Annotated in this window: 26 protein-coding genes and 1 pseudogene; 6 read left to right on the plus strand and 21 right to left on the minus strand. The window is 46.2% G+C overall.

Annotated elements, in window-relative coordinates:
* A pseudogene (locus IM475_RS05885) lies at positions 1–437 on the plus strand (hypothetical protein); the annotation flags it as partial.
* 290 nt (positions 438–727) lie between these two features.
* Positions 728–1,294 (plus strand): hypothetical protein, encoded by a 567-nt coding sequence (locus tag IM475_RS05890; protein WP_287726982.1) that lies wholly within the window; start codon positions 728–730, stop codon positions 1,292–1,294.
* Between the two features lie 302 nt (positions 1,295–1,596).
* Here the strand turns inward: IM475_RS05890 and IM475_RS05895 are convergent, their stop codons facing one another.
* The 14 genes from IM475_RS05895 to IM475_RS05960 form a co-directional block, all read right to left on the minus strand.
* On the minus strand, positions 1,597–4,989 hold the full coding sequence (locus IM475_RS05895; protein ID WP_287726983.1) for a Swt1 family HEPN domain-containing protein: 3,393 nt from the start codon (positions 4,987–4,989) through the stop codon (positions 1,597–1,599).
* Between the two features lie 197 nt (positions 4,990–5,186).
* Positions 5,187–5,600 carry a type II toxin-antitoxin system VapC family toxin gene (locus IM475_RS05900; RefSeq protein WP_002777130.1) on the minus strand — a complete coding sequence of 138 codons (414 nt, stop codon included), beginning with the start codon at positions 5,598–5,600 and terminating at the stop codon, positions 5,187–5,189.
* Entirely contained in the window at positions 5,597–5,806 is a 210-nt protein-coding gene (locus tag IM475_RS05905) for a hypothetical protein (protein WP_002754183.1), read from the minus strand. The genes IM475_RS05900 and IM475_RS05905 overlap by 4 nt, the downstream gene beginning before the upstream one ends.
* 76 nt (positions 5,807–5,882) lie before the next feature.
* Complete coding sequence (locus IM475_RS05910; RefSeq protein WP_287726984.1) at positions 5,883–8,858, minus strand: DUF1156 domain-containing protein; 2,976 nt, start codon at positions 8,856–8,858, stop codon at positions 5,883–5,885.
* A 94-nt stretch (positions 8,859–8,952) separates the two neighbouring features.
* Positions 8,953–9,249: a hypothetical protein gene (locus tag IM475_RS05915; protein WP_002754178.1), complete on the minus strand. Its 297-nt coding sequence runs from the start codon at positions 9,247–9,249 to the stop codon at positions 8,953–8,955.
* 88 nt (positions 9,250–9,337) lie between these two features.
* Positions 9,338–9,427 (minus strand): DUF8807 domain-containing protein, encoded by a 90-nt coding sequence (locus tag IM475_RS23100; RefSeq protein WP_502705817.1) that lies wholly within the window; start codon positions 9,425–9,427, stop codon positions 9,338–9,340.
* A gap of 25 nt (positions 9,428–9,452) precedes the next feature.
* Positions 9,453–9,842, minus strand: coding sequence for a type II toxin-antitoxin system VapC family toxin (locus IM475_RS05925; protein ID WP_002777126.1), 390 nt, complete (start codon positions 9,840–9,842; stop codon positions 9,453–9,455).
* A complete protein-coding gene (locus IM475_RS05930) occupies positions 9,839–10,069 on the minus strand; it encodes a hypothetical protein (RefSeq protein WP_002754174.1) in 231 nt (76 codons plus the stop codon). Before IM475_RS05930 ends, IM475_RS05925 begins: the two co-directional genes overlap by 4 nt.
* Positions 10,070–10,119: 50 nt before the next feature.
* The gene (locus IM475_RS05935) at positions 10,120–10,500 is read right to left on the minus strand and encodes a GxxExxY protein (RefSeq protein ID WP_002754172.1); all 381 of its coding nucleotides are present in this window, start codon (positions 10,498–10,500) and stop codon (positions 10,120–10,122) included.
* A 160-nt stretch (positions 10,501–10,660) separates the two neighbouring features.
* Positions 10,661–14,212, minus strand: a complete 3,552-nt coding sequence (locus tag IM475_RS05940) for a helicase-related protein (protein WP_287726985.1) — start codon at positions 14,210–14,212, stop codon at positions 10,661–10,663.
* Between the two features lie 6 nt (positions 14,213–14,218).
* Positions 14,219–14,872 carry a YqiA/YcfP family alpha/beta fold hydrolase gene (locus IM475_RS05945; protein ID WP_287726986.1) on the minus strand — a complete coding sequence of 218 codons (654 nt, stop codon included), beginning with the start codon at positions 14,870–14,872 and terminating at the stop codon, positions 14,219–14,221.
* 11 nt (positions 14,873–14,883) lie between these two features.
* Complete coding sequence (locus IM475_RS05950) at positions 14,884–15,189, minus strand: DUF2973 domain-containing protein (RefSeq protein ID WP_002732775.1); 306 nt, start codon at positions 15,187–15,189, stop codon at positions 14,884–14,886.
* 98 nt (positions 15,190–15,287) lie between these two features.
* Positions 15,288–15,695: a DUF2605 domain-containing protein gene (locus tag IM475_RS05955; RefSeq protein WP_287659527.1), complete on the minus strand. Its 408-nt coding sequence runs from the start codon at positions 15,693–15,695 to the stop codon at positions 15,288–15,290.
* A 15-nt stretch (positions 15,696–15,710) separates the two neighbouring features.
* Positions 15,711–16,337 (minus strand): TenA family protein, encoded by a 627-nt coding sequence (locus IM475_RS05960; RefSeq protein WP_287726987.1) that lies wholly within the window; start codon positions 16,335–16,337, stop codon positions 15,711–15,713.
* A 265-nt stretch (positions 16,338–16,602) separates the two neighbouring features.
* Here IM475_RS05960 and IM475_RS05965 point away from each other — a divergent pair, with 265 nt between their 5' ends.
* Both IM475_RS05965 and IM475_RS05970 read left to right on the plus strand, forming a co-directional pair.
* Positions 16,603–16,809 (plus strand): hypothetical protein, encoded by a 207-nt coding sequence (locus IM475_RS05965; protein ID WP_012267271.1) that lies wholly within the window; start codon positions 16,603–16,605, stop codon positions 16,807–16,809.
* A 41-nt stretch (positions 16,810–16,850) separates the two neighbouring features.
* Positions 16,851–17,750, plus strand: coding sequence for an amino acid ABC transporter substrate-binding protein (locus tag IM475_RS05970; RefSeq protein WP_287659529.1), 900 nt, complete (start codon positions 16,851–16,853; stop codon positions 17,748–17,750).
* Between the two features lie 179 nt (positions 17,751–17,929).
* On the opposite strand, the gene IM475_RS05975 is transcribed toward IM475_RS05970, so the two are convergent.
* From IM475_RS05975 to IM475_RS05985, 3 genes are all read right to left on the minus strand, one after another.
* Positions 17,930–18,430: a PIN domain-containing protein gene (locus IM475_RS05975; protein ID WP_272083349.1), complete on the minus strand. Its 501-nt coding sequence runs from the start codon at positions 18,428–18,430 to the stop codon at positions 17,930–17,932.
* A complete protein-coding gene (locus tag IM475_RS05980) occupies positions 18,427–18,672 on the minus strand; it encodes a UPF0175 family protein (RefSeq protein ID WP_002770804.1) in 246 nt (81 codons plus the stop codon). Before IM475_RS05980 ends, IM475_RS05975 begins: the two co-directional genes overlap by 4 nt.
* A gap of 158 nt (positions 18,673–18,830) precedes the next feature.
* The gene (locus IM475_RS05985; RefSeq protein WP_287726988.1) at positions 18,831–20,078 is read right to left on the minus strand and encodes a PEP-CTERM sorting domain-containing protein; all 1,248 of its coding nucleotides are present in this window, start codon (positions 20,076–20,078) and stop codon (positions 18,831–18,833) included.
* Between the two features lie 189 nt (positions 20,079–20,267).
* On the opposite strand from IM475_RS05985, the gene sipA reads away from it, so the two are divergent.
* Both sipA and IM475_RS05995 read left to right on the plus strand, forming a co-directional pair.
* The gene (gene sipA, locus IM475_RS05990) at positions 20,268–20,480 is read left to right on the plus strand and encodes a regulatory protein SipA (protein ID WP_272083350.1); all 213 of its coding nucleotides are present in this window, start codon (positions 20,268–20,270) and stop codon (positions 20,478–20,480) included.
* A 67-nt stretch (positions 20,481–20,547) separates the two neighbouring features.
* Entirely contained in the window at positions 20,548–21,498 is a 951-nt protein-coding gene (locus IM475_RS05995) for a glycosyltransferase family protein (RefSeq protein ID WP_287726989.1), read from the plus strand.
* On the opposite strand, the gene IM475_RS06000 is transcribed toward IM475_RS05995, so the two are convergent.
* From IM475_RS06000 to IM475_RS06015, 4 genes are all read right to left on the minus strand, one after another.
* On the minus strand, positions 21,485–23,086 hold the full coding sequence (locus IM475_RS06000; protein ID WP_287726992.1) for a peptide ligase PGM1-related protein: 1,602 nt from the start codon (positions 23,084–23,086) through the stop codon (positions 21,485–21,487). The two genes, IM475_RS05995 and IM475_RS06000, sit on opposite strands and share 14 nt — an antisense overlap.
* A gap of 166 nt (positions 23,087–23,252) precedes the next feature.
* Positions 23,253–23,381 (minus strand): photosystem I reaction center subunit IX, encoded by a 129-nt coding sequence (psaJ, locus tag IM475_RS06005; RefSeq protein WP_002738148.1) that lies wholly within the window; start codon positions 23,379–23,381, stop codon positions 23,253–23,255.
* A 45-nt stretch (positions 23,382–23,426) separates the two neighbouring features.
* Positions 23,427–23,921 (minus strand): photosystem I reaction center subunit III, encoded by a 495-nt coding sequence (locus tag IM475_RS06010; RefSeq protein WP_004163740.1) that lies wholly within the window; start codon positions 23,919–23,921, stop codon positions 23,427–23,429.
* A gap of 132 nt (positions 23,922–24,053) precedes the next feature.
* A complete protein-coding gene (locus IM475_RS06015; RefSeq protein ID WP_287726990.1) occupies positions 24,054–24,473 on the minus strand; it encodes a secondary thiamine-phosphate synthase enzyme YjbQ in 420 nt (139 codons plus the stop codon).

Below are 24,473 nucleotides of genomic sequence, written 5' to 3' on the forward strand. Positions count from 1 at the left end.
CAGAAAGCCCAATAGTGGAAGAAACTCCTGTTATTGAGCCAGAAAGCCCAATAGTGGAAGAAACTCCTGTTATTGAGCCAGAAAGCCCAATAGTGGAAGAAACTCCTGTTATTGAGCCAGAAAGCCCAATAGTGGAAGAAAAACCAGTGGAGACAGAAACAATCGAAAAGGTCGAGGAAACCCCTGAAGCGATCGAATCTCCCCTAACCACCATACCAGAGACAAAGAAGATTAACGAACCGGCCTCTAGTATTTAGCCTCCGGTAGAAGTGGAACCTATTCCCGAACCCCAGAACAATAGCGAGCAAAAAATCACCATTTTCGATCGCATTCAACAAACCTTAAATCGTTTCCAGTTACTCTCTCCCCCAGCAGCAAAAGATATCGAACTACCCATCCTCGATCCTGAATTATTCACCAATATTGATCGATCTTAAAACCCAGCTTAATCCAGTTTTTAGGGGATAGGGTAATGGGGGAATAGGGTAATGGGGAAGTGGGGGGGTGGGAATTATGAATTATGAATTAGGATGTGGGGAGGTAGGGGAATGGGGGAATTTCAACTAAAACTCTAAAACCCTAACACACTAAAAACCCAACCCCCAACCCCCAACACATCGAGCGAGAAATTATTAAACAAATATTTCGCAATATAGACAAAATCAGGAACTAAGTTATAATCTAAAACGTCTATAGAGAATTTACTAACTTTTTGCTTGAGGTAATTGTGTTTAACAAAATTTCCCTTGTCGCTGGTTTTGCCGGTTTAGTTGCCCTAACTACCGTTGGTGCTGTACCCGTACAAGCAGAACCGCAAAATAACGAAATCCTGATCAGTCAACTGCGCGGCCATGACACCTACAGAGGTGAGCCGCAACTCAACCCCGGTGACTATATACTCGGTCGCGTCCGGGGAACCGTGGGTGGCATTATGTCCATCCAATTGATCAGACTTGTAACAGTGGATGGCAAAGAAATTTTCAACGGCGACTTTGCTGACGGAACCACCGCTCGTATTACTGGGGATGGCACTGGTGGCGACGATGTACTATTGCAAGTGGTAGATGGCAAGTTAATTTATGTGGGTAAAGCTCATCCCTATTGGGTTTCCCGCTTGAAACTAAAATCAGAAATCGCCGTCAGTACCACTCGCTCGCAACTTTTAAGAGAAATCAACGAAAAACAACCCGCTTGGGGACTTCCCGCTTTACCCCCGGAAACCAGAACTTTTACTGAAGTTGCTCCCCAACCTGCTCCCGAGCCTAGTGTATCTCCTATCCGCGGACTTTGGTAGTGGGAAGACATCAGCAGAAAATCTCTTGTCTTTAGACTAAGAAGGGTGAAAACTTTCCTGACAATCTAACCAATTTGGACTAAATAAATCCCTCTTTTTCAGATAAAAGGGGGATTATTATTGCTCTCTTAGGTTTGGTGGGTAAAATGTATTCTAAGATACAGTCCTGCTGGCGAGGGAGTGGAAGGAACCACTCCAGACACAGAGGACACAAAGATTGATCGCTTCTATAGTAAGTTAAACTGATCACACAAAGAATAAGAGAGCCATGACCGAATCCAGATAGGGAAATTTCCCGATATTCACTCCAGTTCAAAAGACTGATTATTAAATTTCAAAGTCCGACAATTCTCCGTCACCGTCCGCACCACATCATCGGGCGCACCATCGGGAATTTCGGCTTCAATCTCCAGTGTTACCTTAACCCTGGCCCCACTGAGTCGGGTGAGATGCTGGATTACCTCGTTAGCGATCGCTGGAGCGTCTCGATTGATCCGCAGGGGATCGATCTCAACACTGCCGTAAAACCTCCGCAGAACCAGCTTTTTCTCAACCAGATCACCGGGAGTCTCTGTCACAGTTAATCCAACACCAGAGGGTAAAGATGGCGGCCGATCGGGGTCACTAGAGATAACGGAATCAGTCTCGGCAGTGGTCGGGGGGTTAGCTGGTTTCTCGGCCTCTAGCTGCCCCATAGCTACATCAGGCTTAACCAGAAGGCTGTGACTGCTGATACTCGGATTGATACCACGAAGAATTACAAGACCAGTATATCTTTGCTTCGCCTCGTCCCAGCCCTCTGCATAACCGAAGTTTTCCTCTACGAGCGTAGAACGAACCCCCTCCCGCACAGTTTGAAGTAGAACATCCGGGTTCTTGAGACGGGGCAAGTAAAGATACTGCGCTAGGTACTCCCACAGACGTTTCAGATCGATGTGGTTAGTTGAACGCCACAGGTATTTGTCGAGGGCCTCCATCCGCAGGTTGTCACCAGAGTAATGGGCAATCAGTTGCTCCTCATGAACCAGTTTGCGGCTGGCTCGATCGATAGGGGAATCATCCCCCTGAAGAGGGGTTTCAGTCCAGTGGATGCCTTTCTGGGGGTCGGGTTGCTCTGGAACCAGCAGCCACTTATAGGTTTGGTTGAGGATCAGGCTTACCTCCTTGTCGGTTTGGTCGCGCTTGCTGGTGGCCTGTTTGCTCTGAGAAACATCGAGATTGAGGGTTTCCTTATCCCCCACAATCGAATTCCAGGCAAGATATCCGGCAACGTTCTTTTCTAAGTTTTCCAGGTTCGACTTGTCAGGGGCAACAAATACAAGCGTATTCTTGTAATAGCGGGGGCTACCCCCTCTCTGATTGAGAATTTCTGTTACTAAACGCCGAGCGGGGCTATCCTCGTCGGATTTGCTGTGGGGTTGCCCAGGACCGAGAACTACAAGCCGCACCCCCAGATGAGGATCATCGGGAATATCAGCAGTAGATTCTGGGGCAATATGAATCGCTCCAAACTCGCCCCGCTGCTGGTCGGCCTTCAAGCGCCGGACGATTTCTTCTGTCACTTTATACCGCTCCTCAAAGAGCAGGTTTGCCCGATCTTGGGCTGTGCGGGTGACGTTCGGCTGGTTAGAAATCCAATAACGGTTGCCATCGATATAGAGGTAGGTGGCTCGATCCGTTAGTCGCCGGAGGGCATCCCCAAAGATGGCTACAGTCTCCCCCGGCTGCACGCAACCCAGTTTTATCCTCTTATCTTCTAGACCTCGGTTAGCGGCCCGAATCGTGGGGGCCGAGCCAAGGTAAATAGTGCGCGTAACCCGACGGCAAGCAGAATAGCGTCCCAGGTTGGAATTTTGGCGATCAATGTCGAGGGGCAGAGAATTGGGGCCATCCACATCCTTTTCGATGATCGGAACCCAATTATCATCTAAGTAGCGGGTTAACTCCGACTGAACCTGAGCATCATCCATCGGGATGTGGGACGGCATGATCAACAAGCTCTTGTCCTCTCGCTCCCAAAGGGAATGGATGACCTTGGCCATGAGTCGCAAAACACCCCTGGTGCGCTGGAATTTATCGAGGGTTGACCAGTCGGAGTAGAGGCGATCAAAAAATTCTGGGTGAATGGGATAGGCTTCCCGCAGGCGGCGCCTGTAGTCAGCCTCCAGGCATTCGCTAGGAAACTCCTGGCCCTGGGTGCGATACATCTCCGAGAAAGCTTTGATAACCGCATCCCGTGCGACAAATAGTTGCGGGTCAGTAGTGGTTTGAAAGAGACGGCGGCGGACGATCTCGAAACTCTCCTCGGCACTAGCGGGTCGCCAGGGGGATTGGATGCGCCCGATCGCATTTTTAAGGCGGTCTAGGGCCTCTGTGCCCCGTTCTCCTCCGGTTTCAACATCTGTAGCCCGTACTTCTCCGGTTTTTTCGTCAACGGTTTCCGAAGCGGGGATACTCACAGCCAAAAGCGTCTGCTGGGCATTTTTTGCCGACTCGCTCAGGGTTTGGGCAAAAGTAAACTGGGTGTCAAAACTACCGCCGGCAATATCGTTCTTGTCGTGCAATTGCCTGGCATAGGCAACCCATTCGTCGATCAAGATCAAACAGGGTGAAAAACGATTAAACAATATTTTGAGTGCGTCCCCCGGATTAGTGGAAGTTTCATCGGCGTTGCGAACCAGAGCGTAGCCCTCAGCGCCGCCGAGTTGCCAAGCTATTTCTCCCCACAGGGTCTTGATTTCTGGGCGATTTTGCTTGTTGTGTTCCGGTTTATAGGGGGGGATGCCACTAGGCTGGACTTTAGTGCCGACCAGAACAGCAATGTTGACATTTTCGGGGGGTTTTTTAATGTTCAGAGCTTGGAATATCGACTCCATACCGGGAAGATCTTCGATCGCCAAAGCATTGCACAGATGGTAGAGGGCCAGCATGGCGTGGGTTTTTCCGCCACCGAAGTTAGTTTGCAGTTCAATCACCGGCTCTCCGCCATTACCACTCAGACGCAGCAGGGCATTGGTCAGAAGTTGCTTGAGTCCTTCGGTGAGGTAGGTGCGGCGGAAAAATTCCGTCGGGTCGCGGTATTCGTTAGAGCCTTCATCGAGATAGACTTGCCAGAGGTCGGCGGCAAATTCGGCCTGTTGGAAGCGTCCGGAAGCCACATCGGGGTGGGGGGTGGCGATTTCCCGCCAGGGTTTCAATCCCGACATCGGTTGTCCCTCCGTCGGTGCGATCGCTTGGCGCCTTGTCTCTCGCCGGGCCTGTTCTTCAAAGCGAAGTCTGAGGATTTCTTGCTTCTGCTTCTCCACCTCTTGGGTGTCCCCGGAAACCGAGGTCAGCAGCCGCACGATGCTGTCAAAAGCCCGGTAAGCATCGTCGAGGCTGAAAGCATCGTTATGGGCCCAGGCGTTGCGGACATCTCTTAGTTCACTGGTCAGAGAGCGATCGCTTCTGCCTAGGGTTTTCTTAAAAACTTCATTCCACTGCTCCCAGAGGACAATTAGTAGGGCCGAAACGTCTTCTTTGAGGACGGCATTACCTGTCCTGCGGATCGTGTAGCTCTCAGGGAGGCAACTTAAGGCCACGGCGAGCCACTTCTGGCCGTAGCTTGCTTTCATTTCTCGTTCAATGAAGGGGTATAGTCCCTCTCTGAGGAAATCTAGGGCGCGTCCGACTCGTTCACGATTGCTGATTGCCATGGGATTTGATGAGGAGTTATTTTTATAATGCCTCAATTTGGGAGAGATAACCACACGAAGGGGGATTTACCACAAAGGCACAAAGGTCACGAAGGGGGATTTACCACAAAGGCACAAAGGTCACGAAGGGGGATTTACCACAAAGGCACAAAGGTCACAAAGTTTGGGGAACCACAAAGGCACGGAGGTCACAAAGATTAGGTAGATGGTGTCCATAGCTCAATGTTTTTAAACCAAGTTAAGTCTCTGTAATCGAGAGTCCAGATTAGGGCGTTAAATTTTTGAGCAATGACTACCACTGAAGCATCTTCTAGACTACCCTGCCAATTGGTCATTTGTATGACTAAATCAAATGTAGTCTGCATGGTTTCCATTTCAAGCGGCACGATTGTGGTCTCTTCTTTAATTATAGTTAATGCCTTTTGCGCTACTTGTGGACATTGTTCCCTAGCTACGAATTTATAAACCTCGAACAAGATGGGTAAAGGGGTTAAAACTGCGCCAAATTCCTGCGGTAGTTGTGCAAACCCCTTTATCGCTTCCTTGTGGTAATTATCTTGGCTCGATAACAGGGCAATAAGTGGCCCAGCATCAAGGACTAATCGTCTCATGTCAAATAATCTTCGTTAACGGAGGCATCTGGTGGGGCATTCTCGACAATTCCCGCTAGTTCTAGAAGTCTAGAGGTATCTTTGGGAATTAGTTTGATTTCTAGGGCTTCTTGAACTACACTTAACGGGGTTTCTTCGGGATGCTCTTTTAAGTAGTTATTGAGACGTTTTGCTAAGTTATCGGGAACTTCAATGGTTAGTTTCATGGGGGTTACTACTGGATTTTAAAACTCTGTGTTCTCTGTGTCTCTGTGGTTTAAATTCACCACAAAGGCACAAAGGTCACAAAGAAAAGGATAGTTGTTCGGGAGAGGGTTTATATTCGTTGGCTAGGCGGGTGATTTCTGGCCAAGAGGTGACGAGGCTATTGTAAGCTATGGCTTCTTGGGTCCAACCTTTTCTGTCACAGAGGCTATAAAGTCTATAGGCGAGTTCTTTGGCTAAATCGGCTTTGTTTCCTAGTTTAGCTAGGAGTTCTGCGGCTCCGGTTTCGCCGTTTTTATCGAGGGTATGGATGAGGTGTTGGGTGATTTCCCAGATGGGTGTCCGCTCATCTTTTTCTGGCTTCCAATCGGTTTTAAGATCTTCACGTTTGAGTAGTCGCACTTTACCTGCTTTTGCTTCTAGTATGCCAGCTTCAACCATGCCCTGAATACTGGTGTTTTTGGCTTTGGAGAGGGTTTCTGCATTGCCATATAGTGCTTCGTTGAATTGGTACTGCTCGAACCAAGTCAGCGCCCAACGGGTATCACTATCAAATTCTCCTTCTTGTTCGGTGAGAAATTCGTCGAGAATCTGGTTAATCAGTTGCAGGGCCGTGCGAACACCCATGGAAGTGCCGTTAGATTCGAGGATAGCGGTGTATTTGGAGTAGATTGCCATCCCGGGCCCAATACTGGCTTGGGCGAGGTCAACGGGGGCAATATTGCCCTGTTGCAGCAGTTTTAGGGCTTGGGGAAGGTCGCGCTTCAGTTCGTTGAGGAATTGCCGGCGGCTGGCTTTGGGCGCGTCGGCGGGGCGCGGGCGACACACGAGGACTATAGATGAGGCGAGGGCGTTGCTGCCAGTGTCCCTTAATCTGCCAGAACGCTCTGTTCGCATTGGCCATGTGCCATCGATTGAGAAGCCTGACTTGATTAATCCGTTTAGCATGGTTTCCCAACCAGTTGACGCAATATTTTCTACTTTGCTTGAATTGTCATTATCTGATTCTGCTTGTTTGAAAGCGTAGTAAACAGTGAACGGATAATCAGAGTGAGAATAATTACGGATTTGAGCAAAAACTCTTCTCAACCCATCTTCAAAAAAAATTTTTGCTTTATCTTTACCAGCATGACGAAATGGCTCGGCAACCAGTTCTTGTGATTTAGGAACGAGAACAGTTGATAACAAATCGGGATAAATACTATTTAGTATTCGTCGTAACCAAACATAAAAAAAATCAGATAAATCTGCATAAGAAACTGCATCATAGTATGGAGGATCGCTAGAAAAAATTGTGGCTTTCGCTGTCAACAACATCGCTGCATTATTTTGAGTGACACTACCGCTTATTTGACTAGGGGAGGCTGTGATGGTTTTAACAATCAACTCAACAGCACTATTCCAGTTTCCTGTTGATTCACTGAAGGGGTTACCTTCGGCAAAGTCCCAAGTCATGGATAGCGTTTGGCGACCAAAAACGTGCTCTACTTTCTCCCCGATGTTATTCCATAAAGCGAGGGTAGCCCATTTATCAGCACCTCTATCCACCGCAAAAGCCAAATAAGTCGCCACCGCATCCGCATAAGCAGTCGCACCTATTCCCCCATCATTAAGAGGTAAATCATCATCAGGGATTCCTGCGGCTACTGCATCAGCTTTAATTTTTTCTCTAGTTTCACTTACTAAATCGCTAAAAGTAGTGAGGGCGACGAGTTGACGGGGAGTGAATAAATCGGCGTGTTTCGTCATGCCATAAATTACTGGAGTAACATGACGAGAATTAAATACCAATTCACTTTCTGGTTTCCATTCAGGCTGTGCTTTTTTAGCGATATATTCCTGTTCCTCATCAGGAGAAAGATAAACCCTTCCCCCTTGTCCTTCAGCGACAATAGCCATTAACTGAGAATCCATCCGGCCTGCCTTACCTTCCCTACGGATATGATCCAAGAGAACAGGAGTATTACAAGCGATACAAACTGCACCCTTGCGGTTTACCGTCCCATCTGGGGCCGTACCCTTACCCGTCTTCACCTCAAAGCGGATTTTTGGTGACACCCCAGAGACACCAAAATCATCCCCCTTTGTGTCCTCTGTGCCTTTGTGGTTAAAATCCCCCTCAGTGCCTTTGTGGTTAAAATCCCCCACAATAGGCTCAACCCAAGCCTCCTTACCCTTCTTCGTCGAAAGCTGAAAACTGCGGACCAGAGGCATCTGACAGCCACAGGCCGGATTAGGACACTTCACCGTCCTGGCCCAAAGCCAAGCAATCACCTTAGTGTCCTTTGTGCCTTTGTGGTTGGTTTCCACCATCGGATAAAGAAACCCAATCCTTTTAAAAGCCTCATCCCGCATCCACTGACCGTAATAGCGCACATCTGCGGCCAATCCCTGGGCCCCTTCCCAGGAAGAAATCTTTTGTTTTTGGCGAGAATCGGGATTAACCGGCGGTTTATCCTTAAACTTGGGCGGAATCTCGATCAAAGCCTTAGTAATCAACACCGCCACGGGATTGAGGTCACTACCGTGGGCCTGCAAACCCAAGCGCTGGGCCTCCAAAGGAATGGAACCACCACCACAAAACGGGTCATAGGCGGGGGGGGCATATTTAGCGATATAGTCCTGTATAGCATCAGGTTTAGTGGGGGGTTCTTCCCCACGTTCCCAAGCTAAACAGCGAGCAATTTCTCGCTGTGCTTCTAGCAATACTCCTGAATTAGGCTGGTTAATCTCATCCCAAGATACCAACCCTCTAACCACCTGCTTAGTGTTGCCTTTTTTGTCCTTTTCAAGCTCAATCCTACCCAAAATATCAAACAATCGCTGCCGTTCCCGATTCTGTGCTTCTTCCGTGGGAAATTTCTCTGGCCAACTGGAAGGATCATCTACCAAAGAAGCCCATAAAACCGCCCGACAAGCAGCTAAAGGTCGCCTGGCCCACCAAAGATGTAGAGTAGAGGGATGACCATGGCGAATCGACTTTTCCCGCGCCGATTCGACGTTAATCGCTTCTAGGGGTAGAGCCACTTCAATGAGTTTTTTACGGTAGGTCATGGGAGATAAAAGAACCACAAAGGCACAAAGGACACGAAGGTTTAGTTGAGCTTAAGTAATTGTTTGAGAGCTTTCTCTACAATACTTCGATCGGTCATAAATCACTGTAGGCACATTCATCAGCCTCTGACTCCCATTCACTCATCATAGATGAAATTCCCTTGAGATATTCCCTATCCGCAGGCTCAAGAGGTTCGTCGTATCGAGAGGGTTCTTTTTCGCGTAACGGATATAAATTAGACGCTGATTTATTAGTAATAATTTTATCTTGCTGAGTTTTGGGATGCGATCGTATGATCACTTCCACCGCATCTCCAGCGTGAAAAGGTAATTCTTTCAATAATACTGTCCCATCTTCAGTTAAAACTGTTTGTATTTTGTAGGTATTCATAATTGAGACTCTTGAGATAAGGAACCACAAAGGCACAAAGGACACAAAGGAAGGGTTGTTTGTTGGGGAGAGGGTTTGTATTCGTTGGCTAGTCCGTAATCTTTGGACAGGAGGTGACTAGACGATTGTAGGCGATCGCATCGGTAGTCCAATTTTTTCTGGCGCATAAGCTATAAATAGGCGAGTTCTTTGGCTAAAAGGAATCACTTAAGCGTGTTTACGTCGGGGTAGGCAAGTATTTTTTCATCTACTGTCAGGAGGGGACAATTGTGAACCTTCGCTGTGGCGACAATAATTTGGTCGGCTGGATCGTTATGAAATCCAGCAAGTTGAGTTGATTGCACGATAATGGGTAACGTCAGTGGAAGTAATTGAACACCTGGATAAGCGATCGCATAATTGAGCCACTCATCGACCGGATAAGATAACTCCACTCGGTTCTTCTCAACTAATTTAGCAACTTCCCAGCAAGAAAAAATACTAACTCCAAGCTGACTAACCTGATGCTCTAAAATTAATTGTTCTAGCCGTGCTGTGAGACGTGAGCTACTGTCAACCCACCAGAGCCAAATATGAGTGTCCAAAATAATCATTTTAGAACTTCCCAGTCTTCTGGTGGAATAGCTGGTTCAAAGGGATCATCATAACGAAGGACAGAACCTTTCAAGGAATGTATTAGTTTTTCCTGACTAGATGATGACGATGTTTTAGATTGCTCTAAAATAATAATTTCCACCGCATCTCCAGCCTGAAAAGGTAATTCTTTCAATAATACCGTCCCATCTTCAGTTAAAACTGTTTGTATTTTGTAAGTATTCATAATTTAGACTCTTGGGATAAAGAACCACAAAGGCACAAAGGACACAAAGATTAATTGTTGACAAGGCGTTTGATGCCTTGTTTGAGAACGGGAACGTTAAAATTAATCAGTAATCCTAGCCAAAGCCGACGTAATTTGAGATAGGTTAACAACTGGGCCTCGTGAATGGGGGTAAGTTGTTCAACGGTTTTCAGTTCGACAATAACCAGATTTTCCACCAATAGATCGAGACGATAACCACAATCAAGTTTAACACCGCGATAAATCACTGATTGAGGAACTTGACGCTCCACCGCTATCCCCCTATCCAATAACTCGTACTCTAAACAGGCCTCATAGGCTGACTCCAATAGTCCTGGACCCAACTCCCGATGAACAGCGATCGCCGCCCCAATAATCTCCTTAGATAAATCATTAGCCCTCTCATCCATAACCTTAGTGTCCTTCGTGCCTTTGTGGTTAATTCCCTTAGTGTCCTTCGTGCCTTTGTGGTTAATCCCCTTAGTGTCCTTTGTGTCTTTGTGGTTAATTCCCTTAGTGTCCTTTGTGCCTTTGTGGTTAATTCCCTTCGTGTCCTTTGTGCCTTTGTGGTTAATTCCCTTCGTGTCCTTTGTGCCTTTGTGGTTCAATCATATCCCCCCTGTCCCATAACTCTCTCCAATTATAATTAACACTACACGCCCCAAAATCCGGTTCTCTCTGGAATGGCCGGCGCACATATCTGACCTGAACCTCCTCTGAGGGAGAAACCGAAACCAAGGCCAGCAGAAAATCCTCTGGCTTGTTAAAGGATGCAAGGATCTCGTTCTTGGTGACAGTCACCGTCTCTGCTCCTTCTACTCTACCCTTGACTTCGATAAACCGTAAGCGGCCTGTTCCGGTCCTGCGCGATTCGATGTCATAGCCGCACTTCTCGGCACTCACATCCCGCGGTTCATACCCCAAAGCTTTTTCGGCCGCCATGACTGCCGCCATTGCCAGCTGCTCGACGCGCTTTGTCTCCCGGGCAAACATTGGCTTGCCTAAAAGTCGCCCTAACAGTCCCCCCGGTACGATGAGGGCTGCCCCTACCACCACCGGCGGCGATGGGGATAAATGACGCTCCTGCTCCAATTCAGACAAGCGCTTTTGCAACCGCGTTTGTAGTTCATCGGCCCGCATCTGGGCTTTGTTGGAATTGATCCGCGCATTTGTCTTCCCCGCTTCTTCCTGTAGGCGCAACTGGGCTGCCCGATGGTCCCAGTAGTTGATCTCCTTGGTCAGACGGTCTTTAACTGCTATAAGGGTCTTTTCAATTAACTCTTCCTTGCGCTGCCGTACCTCCTGAAGATGGGAAGAGACAAGGTTAGCGATCGCATAATTGCGGGCCCGGCTCTCAATCTCATTACCGATAGGGAGAGAATCAAGGATCGGCCCTAGGATCGCCCGCTCCTCCTCCTGCAAAGGACGATAATCTAGATAAGGGGCATACCCAGCATCCCTCTCTCCCTGTCTCTGTGGTGCAAACAGAGGAATTTCCACATACTGCATTCGCCGCGACACCACCCGCCGTCTGCCATCGGGATTTAGCCGAGCGTCTTGAATGGCGTGTTCTAAGTACACCAGCGCCCGAATTTCCTCGCTCGGATCACTGTCATCAACTAGGATAGCCCCCCGTCTGAGTAATTCCCGATGCCGTTCCAAGACAAGATCGATAGTGGCATCTAACAGGGGATGGCCGGGACAGACAAAGGTAGCAACGGGTTTACCCGGAACACTAATCAGGTCTTTATCAAAACAGATGCGCTCATAGCGTTTGAGAATTGGCTCTCCTATCCCTAAAGAGCGGTCTCTGTTACGGATAACGGCGGGGACGTTGGTAATTTCGTATCGCTTTGGCTCTCGCTGGCGTAGGGTGCCGCCTAAGCGTTGGAAGGCTTCCAGGAAAAATGCGGCGATGAAGTGCGGCTGTAACCGTCTGGCTTCGGCTCGCTCCATATCTTCTCGAATTTTCTGAACCTTGGAAGCATCCATCGAATCCCTTGCTAGGGCGCGTTCTTCCAGCAATTCCCTTAGCCTATCTTGATCGAGCTTTTCAGAGATGACTTCGTTTAAGCGTGCTTTTATATCTGGGCGATCGCCGTAACGGATGGCTTGGATGAGAAGTTCGCGCAATTCTTTTCCCGCAATGGCTTTGCCTAAAACGTCGAACACCCGTCCGCCTAAAGCTTTTTGTTCGGCTTCGAGTTTTTCGAGGAGCGTCCGATACACATCTCCCTCACGGGTTTCGTGAGCCACCAAATTCCAGAGATGACAAACCTCGGTCTGTCCAATCCGGTGAATACGACCGAATCGCTGTTCTAGGCGGTTTGGGTTCCAGGGTAGGTCATAATTGACCATGAGATGCGCTCGTTGCAGGTTGATCCCCTCTCCGGCGGCATCGGTGGCCAGAAGTACCTGTACTCCTACGTCTTGCTTGAAGCCTTCTTCGGCTTTTTTGCGGTCTTCCCGACCCATGCCACCGTGAATGGTGACAACAGCTTCTGGGTTGCCAAGGAGTGTACTGATCCGCTCTTTCAGGTAGTTGAGGGTGTCTCTGTGTTCGGTGAAGACGACTATTTTGCGGCGGTATCCTCCTGCATCGAACATCTCCGCTTCATCCTGCAGAAGATGGGAAAACTCTTCCCACTTACGGTCTTTTCCGCTCCGTCGAACGGTATTGGCTAGGTCTTCAAGCTTTTTCAGCAGGGCGATTTCAATCTGTAGTTCGGCAATGGTACGCGATGCTGTGGCCTGATCGACCACCTCCTCGACCGTAGCCTCCCGCTCGCTGCTGTCGGTATCCTCAAAGTCGTTATCGATGTCGTCTTGGTCAAGGACGGTAGCAAATTCTATCTCCAGCGACTGGCCTCGCTTGAGCAGTTCTTCTTCTCGGAGTCGCTTTTGCAGCCGTTCTCGTCGTCGTTTCAAGGATTGATAGATGGCTTCCGGAGAGGAGGCGAGGCGGCGTTGCAAAATGGTGAGGGCAAAGCCGACTGTCCCCTTGCGCCCGTCGTTGGCCAGGGCTTCGGCTCGGTCAAATTCTTCGCGTACATACTCGGTGACTCGACTGTAGAGGATCGCTTCTTGGTCGGAGAGGGGGTAACTGACCGTGTGGGCGATTCTTTCGGGGAAAAGTGGCTTGCCGTCAAACTTAAGCAGTTCTTCTTTGACCAGACGGCGCATCAGGTCGGAAGTATCTGATACATGAACTCCGTCCCGGAATCGCCCCTCAAAGCGTGCGCGAAGCGTGCCTACGGCATCGCCATCGAGTAGGGCTAGGAATAACTGAAAGTCTTCTTCTTTGCCGTTGTGGGGAGTCGCGGTCATCAGCAGGAAGTGGCGGGTAATGCTAGAGAGGAGTTTGCCCAATTTGTAACGCTTTGTTTCCCTAATTTCCCCACCAAAGAAAGAAGCGGACATCTTGTGGGCCTCATCGCAGATGACCAGATCCCAATCAGTCTGCTGGAGTTTCTTCTGGAGGTCGTCATTACGGCTGAGTTTATCAAGTCTGGCAATGACCAGACCCATTTCGGCGAGGGCGTTGCCAGTGCGGGCCGTTTCGATGCGGTCGTTGGTGAGGATATCGAAGGGAAGGTGAAATTTGTTATGTAGTTCATCTTGCCACTGGACTGCGAGGCTGCCTGGACAGACGATTAAGCAGCGCGCTAAGTCACCTCGAATCAGGAGTTCTCGAATTAACAATCCCGCCATGATGGTTTTCCCGGCCCCGGGGTCATCGGCCAACAAAAAGCGTAGGGGTTGGCGATCGAGCATCTCACCGTAAACAGCAGTGATTTGATGAGGGAGTGGTTCCACCAGAGAGGTATGGACGGCTAGAAGCGGGTCAAACAGGTAGGCCAACCGGATGCGATGGGCTTCGGAAACTAGGCGCAGCAAAGCTCCGTCGCCATCGAAACCCCACGGTCTTCCTTCGGTGAGAATCTCTAGGGTTGGCTCTCGGTATCGAAAGAGCAGTTCTGTGTAGGGTTGTCCGTTGGTATCTTTGTAGGTCAGTTCTACCGCGTCGCTGCCATGCCACTTGGCCTCGATGACGGTAATGCTTTGATTGGGCAGAATGCCGTTGACAATAGAGCCGCTCGTTAGTTCCTCAAGTTTAGTCATGATCGCCTAAAGACCGATGTCTAGGAATAATTGCATTTCAGCCCATATCCTCGTCAAAACATCGGTAAGGGCATGATCGCTATCTAATTCGATTAACTGTACCCAAGGACGAGAAAAAGCATAATGGCGACTATTTTCTGGGGGAATCACCTCATCGTCACTGCCATGAATAATTAGGGTGGGGAGCTGCCTGATTAACTTTTCTTGGGGATAATTAGCTAAATCCTCAATAAACTTGTAATCAATTGGCACATAACGGCGATAACCGTAGTGATAAACCGATAAACTCCCAGATTTTTGCCAATTGGCTAGGGTTTCTGCTCCCAATTGTCCTAACCAAATCGGCCCAAAATTAAAAGCGGGAGCTAATAAAACGAGCCTTTGCACCTGAGAATAAGTTTCTGCCAGCCAAGCTGCCGTTAAACCGCCAAAACTGGAACCAATCAGAGTAACGGGAAACTGAGATTGTTCAATCAATTGGCCGACTTGAACAATCTGACGAGTGAGAGTTAAGCTAGAAAAATCATCACCGTTAAGATCGGGAATTTCCATCGCTAAACCCCTCTTTTGCCAACAATGTCTCAAAAATTGCGCTTTTGTTGATTGGGAGCTAGAAGCAAAACCGTGTAGATAAATATATCTGTTTTCAAGGACTGCCATTCTAGAACTAATTAGATTTCTTCGTCTTGCTCTTTGGTGGCACTGGGAGAAGAATTATAAATGGCATCTAACTGTTGACGAGCATCTTCCACAGTGAGAGAACGAATCACTAACAGAGGTTCATTAATCGGTTGTCCGGCCTCGTCCAAAAGTTCCGGATGGGAAGTCATGGGATAACCGTAGGGATTATAGGAATTAGCCGATTTAGCAGGACGTTTCTGGGAATCCATGCTGACAGTAATCAGACTCCGAATTAAATTATTAATGGTCAAAAAAGCGATAACCGTGAAGGCGAGGATATAGAGCAGATGTAGCATTGACCAAGTCTCCCATGAATTATGTGTGAATATTCCTAATTGCCAAAACTTTATGCTAAAAATTCGCTTAACTCTCTAGCTTACCAAAAAGTTTCAGGTTAAGCGTCAGTTTGAGGAGATTGATATTCTCCCCAACCCTGTAATCGACGACGACGACTGCTGACACCCCAACACTCTGCCACCAACTGATGCCAAGGCAACAACATCTTGGCCTCGATACCCACCTGACCACCTGTGGTTTTAAAGAGTAAATGAGCCGTGGCTACCTCCTGTTGAGCGTTTTTGACTCTTGCTAATAAATCGTCTTGTTCCTCAATGCTGAGAAAGGATAATCTCTCGGATTCGAGGAGAAGACGGGAACGGGAAAACCAATAGGTGAAATCCTCTAGTAGAGGTTCCAAGATGGTTTTCAGGAGTTCGTTTTCGGCGGGTTGCGAAGGGAACATTATTTTTATAATGACGATTTTGCTTACCTTAATCTTAGCGTTATTTATATTTCTTAACATTATGACGGGAAAACTTTAAGATTTGCCCCGGCTGTAGGCGGCACTAAAGAAATCCAGTTCACAACTAAGGGCATAAAGATAGGATAAAGAGATATTTTCCGTCATCAAGGCGTATTTATCCGCCAATTCCTCTAACTGGCTTGCTAAAGCTGCGAATTCATCCCCACTATAACTATCAATCCAAGCTTGATAAGGATTCTCAGAAATCGGCTCTAAGGCTAATTGTTGACCCAGATAAGCATAAAGACGCATACAGGGACTCATCGCCACGGCAATCGCACCGATGTCACCCATCCAAGCGGTAGCGAGAAGAAAATCCGTATAGCGACGGGTGGCATTAGCGGGCTGAACCTTTCTCAGGTCAACCCCCCACTGTAAAGCGTAATTTTCATGTAATTCTAATTCCGTTAATACCCCCGCCGCTAACCGATGAAAGCTAGTAAATCCCTGCCAATCAGGAGCTTTAGCAGCGGCGATACTGTAAGCACGGGCGAAAGATTCCAGAAAAAAAGCATCTTGACCGACATAGAAAGCGAAACAGTCCCGTTTAAGCTCTCCTGTGGCGATACCTCGCACAAAAGGGTGTTCTAGACAAGCTTGTACTAGATCTTGATGGCTGTGCCAAAGTTGCTGACTAAGCATGGGAAAATACTAATTAGGTGGACAAGGTTGGTTAACTAGAGTTCAGCATCTCACAGGGTGATACTAAATCCGTTGAGCATAGGCTACTTATAAGGACAGGCAAAAGGCAAGAGGCAAAAGGCAAAAGGGGGAATAAATAATCAGTTTTTAATAACCGGATTTAGTATGACAGAGAGCCTGAGTTGTCATCCCTTGATTTCCTTAACCCAAACTGACGTTAAACCTGTTACAGTAAATATAACTGACTAAATTGGAATTAAAAACTATGCGACTTAAGCGATGGGAGTCCCCCCGCCGTCAGGGACGTAACGACAAAGGCAAGGGCGGTTCGGCCCGACAGCGACAACTGAAAAAACAATTTAAAATGCTGTCGAAAAAACTGAAGGGGGGAGAGAGTAACATCTCTCCTCTTTTTTTGTCCCCAGCAATCTCCTCTGAAAAATCTTCCTCTGGGAAACTCTCAGTCTCCTGAAACAGTCCCAGACTTGAGTCACTTTCAGATTAGGAAAAAAAATGAAGCGTACACTTGCCGTCATGACGATGACAGTAGCTTTAACCGTCACCAGTAACCATTCTAGCCTTGCGGGAGCAATCTTTGATCGCATTCAAAAAACTGGGGTAATTACTGCGGGCGCTCGTAAAGATGCTATTCCCTTTGGTTTTGTCAACTCCCAAGGCAAGTGGGTGGGTTACAGCCTTGATATGTTAGAGTTAATTCGCAAAGAAACCGAACGGAAGTTAGGAAAACCAATTAAGTTAAAAATTGTTGAGATTACTCCCCAAAATCGTTTTGAAAAGTTGAAAACAGGGGTGATAGATATCGAATGTGGCTCCACTACTTTTACTTGGAAAAGAGAAAATGAAGTGGATTTTTCCGTTAGTTACTTTGCCAGTGGCACTCAATTACTCACCCGCAAAGGTAGTAATCTTGATGACATCGGTAGCTTGGCAGGCAGACGCATTGGAGTGATTGCCAATACTACTAATGAAGCAGTAATTAAAACCCAACAACCCGCCGCTATTTTGGTCAAAGTTAAAAATCGTGGCGAGGGTTTACAAAAACTAGAAGCGGGAGAAATTGATGGTTTTGCCAGTGATGGCATTACCCTAGAAGGCTTAAGGAAAAGCGCTAAAAATCCCAATAATTTAGCCATAGTTCCCTCCTATCCCTACGCCTACGAATCCTATGCCTGTACTTTACCTGAGAATGATTCTAAATGGCGGGATACAGTGAATTATACGCTATTAAAATTCATGGAAGGGATCGTCAGTGACCAACAACAAGCGGTGACAATTTATGAACGTTGGTTTGGTGAAGACGGGGTTGTTCCCTATTCCAGAGAGACTATTAATGATTATTTTCAAGGCATTGTCAACACCTACGAATGGATTCCTTTAACTGTATTTCCCTAAAATCAAGACCTTTTTAGGAACCGATTGAAAAAGGCAAGAGGAAAGTGGGAATTATGAATGGGGAAGTAGGAAGTGGGGAAGTGGGTTTTTAAAGTTGGATTTGATTAATAAAGGTAAAAAATAAACCCCCTCAACTGTTAGTTAGCAACAATTAAATAAGAAGATTTTGAAGGCTTTAGTTATTGGTTTTCCTCAATTTCTTGCGCTGTTTTTAATATGTCTAAATACAATATTTGATTAACACGGAAACCTGCTTTAAAAATCAAATCATCCATTAACGGCTGAATAGTAGGAATTAATCTTCTTCTTTTGGCAATTAATAAAATACCTAAAATTCCAATAACATTCAATCCTAAACTAATTGCTTTCTTTCTGCCAGGGTTCTCGTCTATAATTACTCTATCAGCATTTGAAGAAATCGCTAAAGCTATGGTTTCTGATTCTCCTCGGTGTAATTCCTTCTGTAATTCTTCTAATAATAACCGATTCTCTAACTCTCGCTTTTCTATCCAGGATAGGGTTTGAACTTCAATAGTGCCAGGAACTGAATAACCTAATCCTGTCATTTCTTCATAAACAGCCACTGGAATAATAATTGTTCCATAGATATCATGGAGCAAGTTAAGATAGCCGATAGCAGCTAAACTGGTAATCGGAGAGGTGTTACTAACAACAATCACAGATCACCTAAGGTTTTTAAGGTTTGTAATTCTTGTTGCCAATCTACACTATCATAATTTACACAAATATTCCTCTTGGCGACTTCTTGACGAAATTCAATTAAAGATAAGTTGGCAAAATCAGCCGCTTTTGCGCTACTGATATGATAATCTCTAAACATAATGATTGCCAGTTCTAGTTGCAACAGTTGCTCGTTTTTTCCTGTTGCTTGTATAATTTCGTTGGGAATCACAATAGTCATTAGAATTTATGATATTTGCATGAAACGCCCCTATTCTATCACAAAAAAATACTTGTGATCGATTTATTAATAAAATTTAATGAATAGAAACATGGACAAAAAATAAACCCCCTCAACTGACTGAATGAAGGGGCATTAATTCTACTTTGGTAAGCAATTTAGCCTACTTTTGTGGTTTCTTTTTCTGATGTTTTGGAGGATTTTAGTTTGCGTTTCAGGGTTGAACCTGCACCGAGACTGCCAAGGGTTAATAAGCTGATGACTGTAGAAGGTTCGGGAATAGGTGGGGGGCAATCATGATCAATGCAAACAGCGACAGCTTCGAGTGCGTCAATGTTCTCAGTTCCTGGTCTGAATCCCGTCCAGAACTCTACTGTGTCCTTGACATTGAAAACTGTATCCCAGACGTGTCCACCGTGAATGAGAAACTTCGCTGAAGGTTCAGTTGATCGCCAAACAAAGATCTCCCCACCATCTAAGTCTTTTGAGGGATCGTTGTCAGTAATAGAGCCATCGTTATTTCCATCGATTGGCTTGAGGCTAAAGAGGATGTCGTTTTCCCATGTCATTAGTCCATCAAGGTCAATCTTCGCAGCAGTGATATCTAAACCGGGAAAAAGAGGAGTGATTGCACTGGCGATATTCGCTTTCAGGAAGAGACAATCCCCATTACTCTTGAATACACTACATCCCAGAGGATCGCCGAAAAGGGAGTAACGGTTAGCATCATCTACAGGTAGTTCAGGTCCAGGTACTACACAATTAGGCTGTCCAGGTACACAAGCAAGTCCTAGCAACCTGTCGTTGACTCTATCTTCTAAAGGCACTGTCGGATCTTGAACCGGTGCCCAAAGTTCTAAACCTTCTACGTTATTTGGTGCAACTTGGTTGATCTGTGCTGGTGTCGCCCACACCCCTATCTCTTTGTACGGGGAAGGCAAAAGTACTTTAAAGTTAGGACGTTCATAGAAGATGTAGTTATCGTAATCGGTGCGCGGTCCTCCGGGCAACCCGGTCGAAAACACGAGTGTAACTTTATCTTCGATCACTTCATAGAAGAGTAAATCCTTCCGGTTAGCCAAGGCATCGACTTGGAAAGGATCGGGTGCTGCAATGCCAGATTGAGGATTCCAAAGAGTTAAAAAGTTACTCGTGTTGGTTGTCCCACCTGTGCCATCCCAGGCAATTACTTGACCAGGATTAGCGGTATGTGAGGGATTTCCATTCCTGTCTGGATCTTCAGAGTACTCCTTTCCTGGAACTTGAGGGGGTAATGGTACTCCATCTACCACGGGATTGACAAAGGGACCGGGTGAGTTAAATGGTCCTGCCAATACTTGGGATGGGGCTACCGTGACACCCAGTAAGAGCCAGGAAGAGAACAAGAGTTTATGAGTGATTTTCATGATTATTGCTCTAGCAGATTTCGTAGTGCGATTATCCCCTCGCCGCTAGGTCAAGCAACACCCCAACCCAAGGAGAAAGGGGGACGACGACAGCTTACACAATGCCTATTCCCTAGGGAATCTATCTTGAGAATGATTTGAAATATGCTAAGTTGAGATACGATGTCACGATCGCATCTAGCCAGTACCATGAGTGAAATTAGCATCGGGGGAAAAGTCCGTCTGATTGCCATTCCCCCTTACCTGAAAACCGCCGATCCCATGCCTATGTTACGGCCGCCAGAGCTGCTCGATATCGACGATATCGGCACGGTTATTGATCGCCGGCCGGGGGGTTATTGGGGTGTAAAATTCGATCGAGGCTCATTTCTGCTCGATAGCAAATATTTAGAAGCTATTTAAACCAGATTAAGTGCATCGCGGTCAAGACAACTTTGATAAATCACAGGCAAATCTAAAGAGTTAATTTATGTCCAATACTTTTCTATCGATCGTTATCCCGATGCGCGAGGGATTTGGCGAACATTGGCTAGGAGAATTGTTGAAAGTCAAGGGAGATATAGAATTTATTTTAGTTCATCCTCCCGGAGTCAAACCTTCCCCAGTCAATGATCCACGCATGAAACAGATTGTCTGTGCTTTACGAGGTGAAATTATTCAAAGAAGTACAGGATTTTTAAATGCCAGAGGTACTTATATTCTCACAATCAATTGCGATGAATATTTACACCCGGAGATCGTCACCTTAGTTAAAGACTATTTTGAACGCTTTCCCAATAGTTGGGTATTGCGATTAGCCAGACGTGGATTTCCCTACGGTGAACGAGAAAAATTGGAGAGTCCTTGGCCAACAATTCCCGATGTAAAAAGTTTAGCTATCTGTAGCAGGAGAGAGAATAATAGTAACTTATTTAAAGAGAATAATTATTTATTAGAAGCACCGATTGCTCCTTTAGATAATCCTTTTAATCCTAGCGCCCTGATCGGGAAACGTCGAGATCACAAGGGTCCTCACGTGGAAAACTTTGATAAAAAAGTTTGGAAAAACGAACTGGTACAACCGGCAGTTAAAGAGATTACCGCTTCCATGAACGTCACTGGACCGATTAAATATATTCCCTTTTGGTGTTTAGATAGATTACTGGGTTTATATATTCAGGCCAAGTTTTTTGAGCAAGGTAAAACTATCGGTCATTGGCTGCCAGAAATAGCCGAACAACTGCGGATTGAAGATAATCCTCCTGAGTATAAAAGAACTAAACGTTTTTACTTTATTGCCGAGGTGATTCTCCTGAGAAATTTCCCTAAATACGGTTATCTTTGGAATTTAATTCTCGCTCAAGCGACGGAAGTACCCGGACGAGCTATCGATTCCCTAAAACGCAAATTCTTGCCAGAAAAACCTTTTATATCCAAGTGATCGGTAATCCAGAATAATAATAACCTAAATTTATGGAACTATGCTCTGTTTCCCAATCTAACACCTGTTCCACACGCTGATAAATTGCCGCAGCTTCCTCACTAGAATTGCCGATACAAGTTAACCCTAATTTACCAAATTCTGACAGCGCACCCATGAGATGAAAAACTGTTCCTGTTTTACTGCTACTATCAAAATGCAAGTGATGTTTAGCAATAATATCCATTAAATCATCGGGAAGTAAACCTTTGTATTGGGGTTTGTGGAGATTATCGGAGGCAATATAGTATTTTTCCTGGTGAGGTTGACTGAAAAATAATCCAGTTTCTTGATCGTATTTACCATTAGTTAAAAGTTTCAAAGTCATGAAAGGATGGGTGGTTCCTCCTTTTCGCAGATTAATTTCGATCGCCTGTAAATCCCAGACTAAAGTTTCTGGATTCTTCACAGCGACGAAATCAACCCCATAGCGTTCAATTGCCCCCTTGGCTGCCAGAATTTCCCCTATTTTTAGGCCTAATTCCTGTAATTGTAGGCGATAATTTTCATCGGCAGGAAAATGACAACCTAGATAAATTTGACCATCGGGACCGCCTAAAATTTGATCGTGAGTAGAAAGAATATTCACTTCCCCCGTGGGTGTAATATAACCTTGCACACTCGGCGATCGCTTTTCTTCTCCTTCAATAAAAGCTTCGACAATTGCCCCTAATTCAGCAATTTTACTGGAAAAACTCTCCCAATTTTCATCCCTTGCTTGAAAACTCATTTTCTCTAATAGTTTAGCCAAGAGATTGATTCTCTCGCTTAAATCTAGACTGTTACTATCAACAATTCCCCCTAAAGGACGTAAATCTAAAACTGCATTTCCTTCTCCCGATAACCCCTCATTTAACTTAACTACCATCCGTTTTAGTTGCGGTTGACGGGACCACAAACTAGCTGCCTCATACAACAAATCTTTAACCGTATTTACCTGTAAACTACCGTCAGGATGGGGAATATTGCCTTGACCAAAAATCTCGCGACTGCCACTTTTAGAACCCCAATACAATAAGTCTGGACTACAGGCAAATAAAGGAATATCTAATTGTAAAGACAATTCTCGCTCTAAATTAGTAGAATTAAAACAAACCATGTAGGCACGATCTCGACGCAACGCTTGCCTGATTCTTGCTACTAAGCGCGGTCTGTCCAGAATTTTTTGGGTTAAAGGTTGAAAAGAGTTATCGTGAGTTGTCAGTAATAACAGACGATTATTAGCATGGGAAAAAGGAATCCCAGGCAACAATTGCAGGTAATAATCAATCACCATCCGCGAAAGTGGCTGCGCTGTTACATAGATTAAACGAGTTTTCGGGTGTCGCAACCGAATCAGAGAAAATAATAATCTTTCTTCGTAATGTAAAAAACCCGCTACTTTTTGACCGACTCTCTGATCGATACTAAAAGAAGGGACAACTAGGATATCATAATCCCATTCATCGGATTCGGGAACGTTTTCTCCCTGCCAAATCTCTTTTAATTTTTCTTGTAATTCTTGATACCGCAGCCGCTTTCCTAGCATCAAATCTCTATCTAACAGCATGGTTTGTCCCACCTCTGTGGTTGCAGACACCTGTATCTTATCGATTTTTAGAGCCTGTCGTCTCCAGTGCCTTTCTTTTCTTAATATTCCCCCAATCCCTCCGATCGTTGCCCTTAAAAAGGGATACAGTGGACTCTGTATCCCCTTTAATCACCTGAGATTGCCTTTAGCCTAGCGGGTGGAATAAGAGATCGGGATAAAAGCGATTAAATTCGATTAAAATCCCGGCGGTGAAAGTCAGCAGCGCCATAATTAACACGGGTGCGGACGAGAGAAATTTAGTAAGTCCTTCCATCTGAGTTCTCCTAGGGAATAAAAAGTCAAGGGTTTGACACAAAAATTAACGAGGGGAAACGGTAATTTCCGAATCCTTAACGGTTAATTTACCGGAAGTGGCTTCTTGTAAAGCCGCCAACGGCCAGAGGAACCCCGTTAACATTTTGCTCAAAGCGAGGGGAACATCGATGATGATTTCCTTCATTTCGGCATCTTTACTGTCGCGCACGGCGATTAAATAGGCCCGACCAACCCAACCGATCCAACCGGCAATGTACAGGAATAGGATGCTAGGGATAAAGAAATCGCCCATGTGATCCCAACGACCATCAACAATTAGGTGAGGATAGCCTTCAGGTCCACAGAGAGCTTGGGAGTAGGTTTGAGCGCGTTTGGCTCCCGATTCGGGGTCAGGAGTGGTGTTGCGGAAACTCTTCGCTTTTTGTAGGAAAGCGGGATTTTCGCTACAAGGGGTCAGATTAGACAAATCAGCCGACGCTGGAGCGGCAAAGGTGAACCAGAGAGATAGCACCAGGGCCAGAGCGAACAATTTTCGCATAAATTGTTTCCTTTTGTTACGAAATATGAAGTTCTTTGTTCAAAAAGCGAACAATTTGATCGTACACGGAAAAAATCTTACTCCGATGAGGGGTACGAGTAAAGTTTCTATTACAAAACTATACGCAACGCTTCAGACCCCGGTGATATGAACCACCACTTGCCTTTGGTGACGACTCTGACGATGTTCCCAGAGATAGATACCTTGCCAGATCCCTAAAACTAATTTACCCCCCGCGATCGGGATTTGTTCCGATGTCTGGGTTAGGACCGAGCGAATGTGAGCGGGCATATCGTCTGGCCCTTCGGTAGAGTGATAGTAGAGACTGCTATCTTCCGGCACTAACTTGGCGAAGAAATTGGCCAAATCGGTGAGAACATCGGGATCGGCATTTTCTTGGATCAGCAAAGAAGCGGAGGTGTGACAGACAAATATAGTGCATAATCCCGTCGTTATGCCCGATTCAGCCACGATCGCTTCTATGGGGGCAGTAAGACGATGGAAATTCTTGGGACTGGTGGCAATTGTCAGGGATTTTTGATATTGACGCAT

This window comes from Microcystis sp. M061S2, from assembly GCF_020245605.1.
Taxonomy (GTDB): Bacteria; Cyanobacteriota; Cyanobacteriia; order Cyanobacteriales; family Microcystaceae; genus Microcystis.

Bases quoted from the DNA above. Each gene is read 5' to 3' on its own strand.
- IM475_RS05950 (WP_002732775.1), bottom strand. From the start codon at position 15,189: ATGCTACATCTGCTCTATATCCTCGCCTTCACGGTTATCGCTTTTTTG.
- IM475_RS05905 (WP_002754183.1), bottom strand. From the start codon at position 5,806: ATGAAACTAACCATTGAAGTTCCCGATAACTTAGCAAAACGTCTCAAT.
- IM475_RS05925 (WP_002777126.1), bottom strand. From the start codon at position 9,842: ATGATTATTTTGGACACTCATATTTGGCTCTGGTGGGTTGACAGTAGC.
- IM475_RS05945 (WP_287726986.1), bottom strand. From the start codon at position 14,872: ATGGCAGTCCTTGAAAACAGATATATTTATCTACACGGTTTTGCTTCT.
- IM475_RS06010 (WP_004163740.1), bottom strand. From the start codon at position 23,921: ATGCGAAAATTGTTCGCTCTGGCCCTGGTGCTATCTCTCTGGTTCACC.
- IM475_RS05935 (WP_002754172.1), bottom strand. From the start codon at position 10,500: ATGGATGAGAGGGCTAATGATTTATCTAAGGAGATTATTGGGGCGGCG.
- IM475_RS05900 (WP_002777130.1), bottom strand. From the start codon at position 5,600: ATGAGACGATTAGTCCTTGATGCTGGGCCACTTATTGCCCTGTTATCG.
- IM475_RS05995 (WP_287726989.1), top strand. From the start codon at position 20,548: ATGTCCAATACTTTTCTATCGATCGTTATCCCGATGCGCGAGGGATTT.
- psaJ (WP_002738148.1), bottom strand. From the start codon at position 23,381: ATGGAAGGACTTACTAAATTTCTCTCGTCCGCACCCGTGTTAATTATG.
- IM475_RS06000 (WP_287726992.1), bottom strand. From the start codon at position 23,086: ATGCTGTTAGATAGAGATTTGATGCTAGGAAAGCGGCTGCGGTATCAA.
- IM475_RS05960 (WP_287726987.1), bottom strand. From the start codon at position 16,337: ATGCTTAGTCAGCAACTTTGGCACAGCCATCAAGATCTAGTACAAGCT.
- IM475_RS05940 (WP_287726985.1), bottom strand. From the start codon at position 14,212: ATGACTAAACTTGAGGAACTAACGAGCGGCTCTATTGTCAACGGCATT.
- sipA (WP_272083350.1), top strand. From the start codon at position 20,268: ATGAGTGAAATTAGCATCGGGGGAAAAGTCCGTCTGATTGCCATTCCC.
- IM475_RS06015 (WP_287726990.1), bottom strand. From the start codon at position 24,473: ATGCGTCAATATCAAAAATCCCTGACAATTGCCACCAGTCCCAAGAAT.
- IM475_RS05985 (WP_287726988.1), bottom strand. From the start codon at position 20,078: ATGAAAATCACTCATAAACTCTTGTTCTCTTCCTGGCTCTTACTGGGT.
- IM475_RS05955 (WP_287659527.1), bottom strand. From the start codon at position 15,695: ATGTTAAGAAATATAAATAACGCTAAGATTAAGGTAAGCAAAATCGTC.
- IM475_RS05980 (WP_002770804.1), bottom strand. From the start codon at position 18,672: ATGACTATTGTGATTCCCAACGAAATTATACAAGCAACAGGAAAAAAC.
- IM475_RS05965 (WP_012267271.1), top strand. From the start codon at position 16,603: ATGCGACTTAAGCGATGGGAGTCCCCCCGCCGTCAGGGACGTAACGAC.
- IM475_RS05910 (WP_287726984.1), bottom strand. From the start codon at position 8,858: ATGACCTACCGTAAAAAACTCATTGAAGTGGCTCTACCCCTAGAAGCG.
- IM475_RS05930 (WP_002754174.1), bottom strand. From the start codon at position 10,069: ATGAATACTTACAAAATACAAACAGTTTTAACTGAAGATGGGACGGTA.
- IM475_RS05895 (WP_287726983.1), bottom strand. From the start codon at position 4,989: ATGGCAATCAGCAATCGTGAACGAGTCGGACGCGCCCTAGATTTCCTC.
- IM475_RS05970 (WP_287659529.1), top strand. From the start codon at position 16,851: ATGAAGCGTACACTTGCCGTCATGACGATGACAGTAGCTTTAACCGTC.
- IM475_RS05915 (WP_002754178.1), bottom strand. From the start codon at position 9,249: ATGAATACCTACAAAATACAAACAGTTTTAACTGAAGATGGGACAGTA.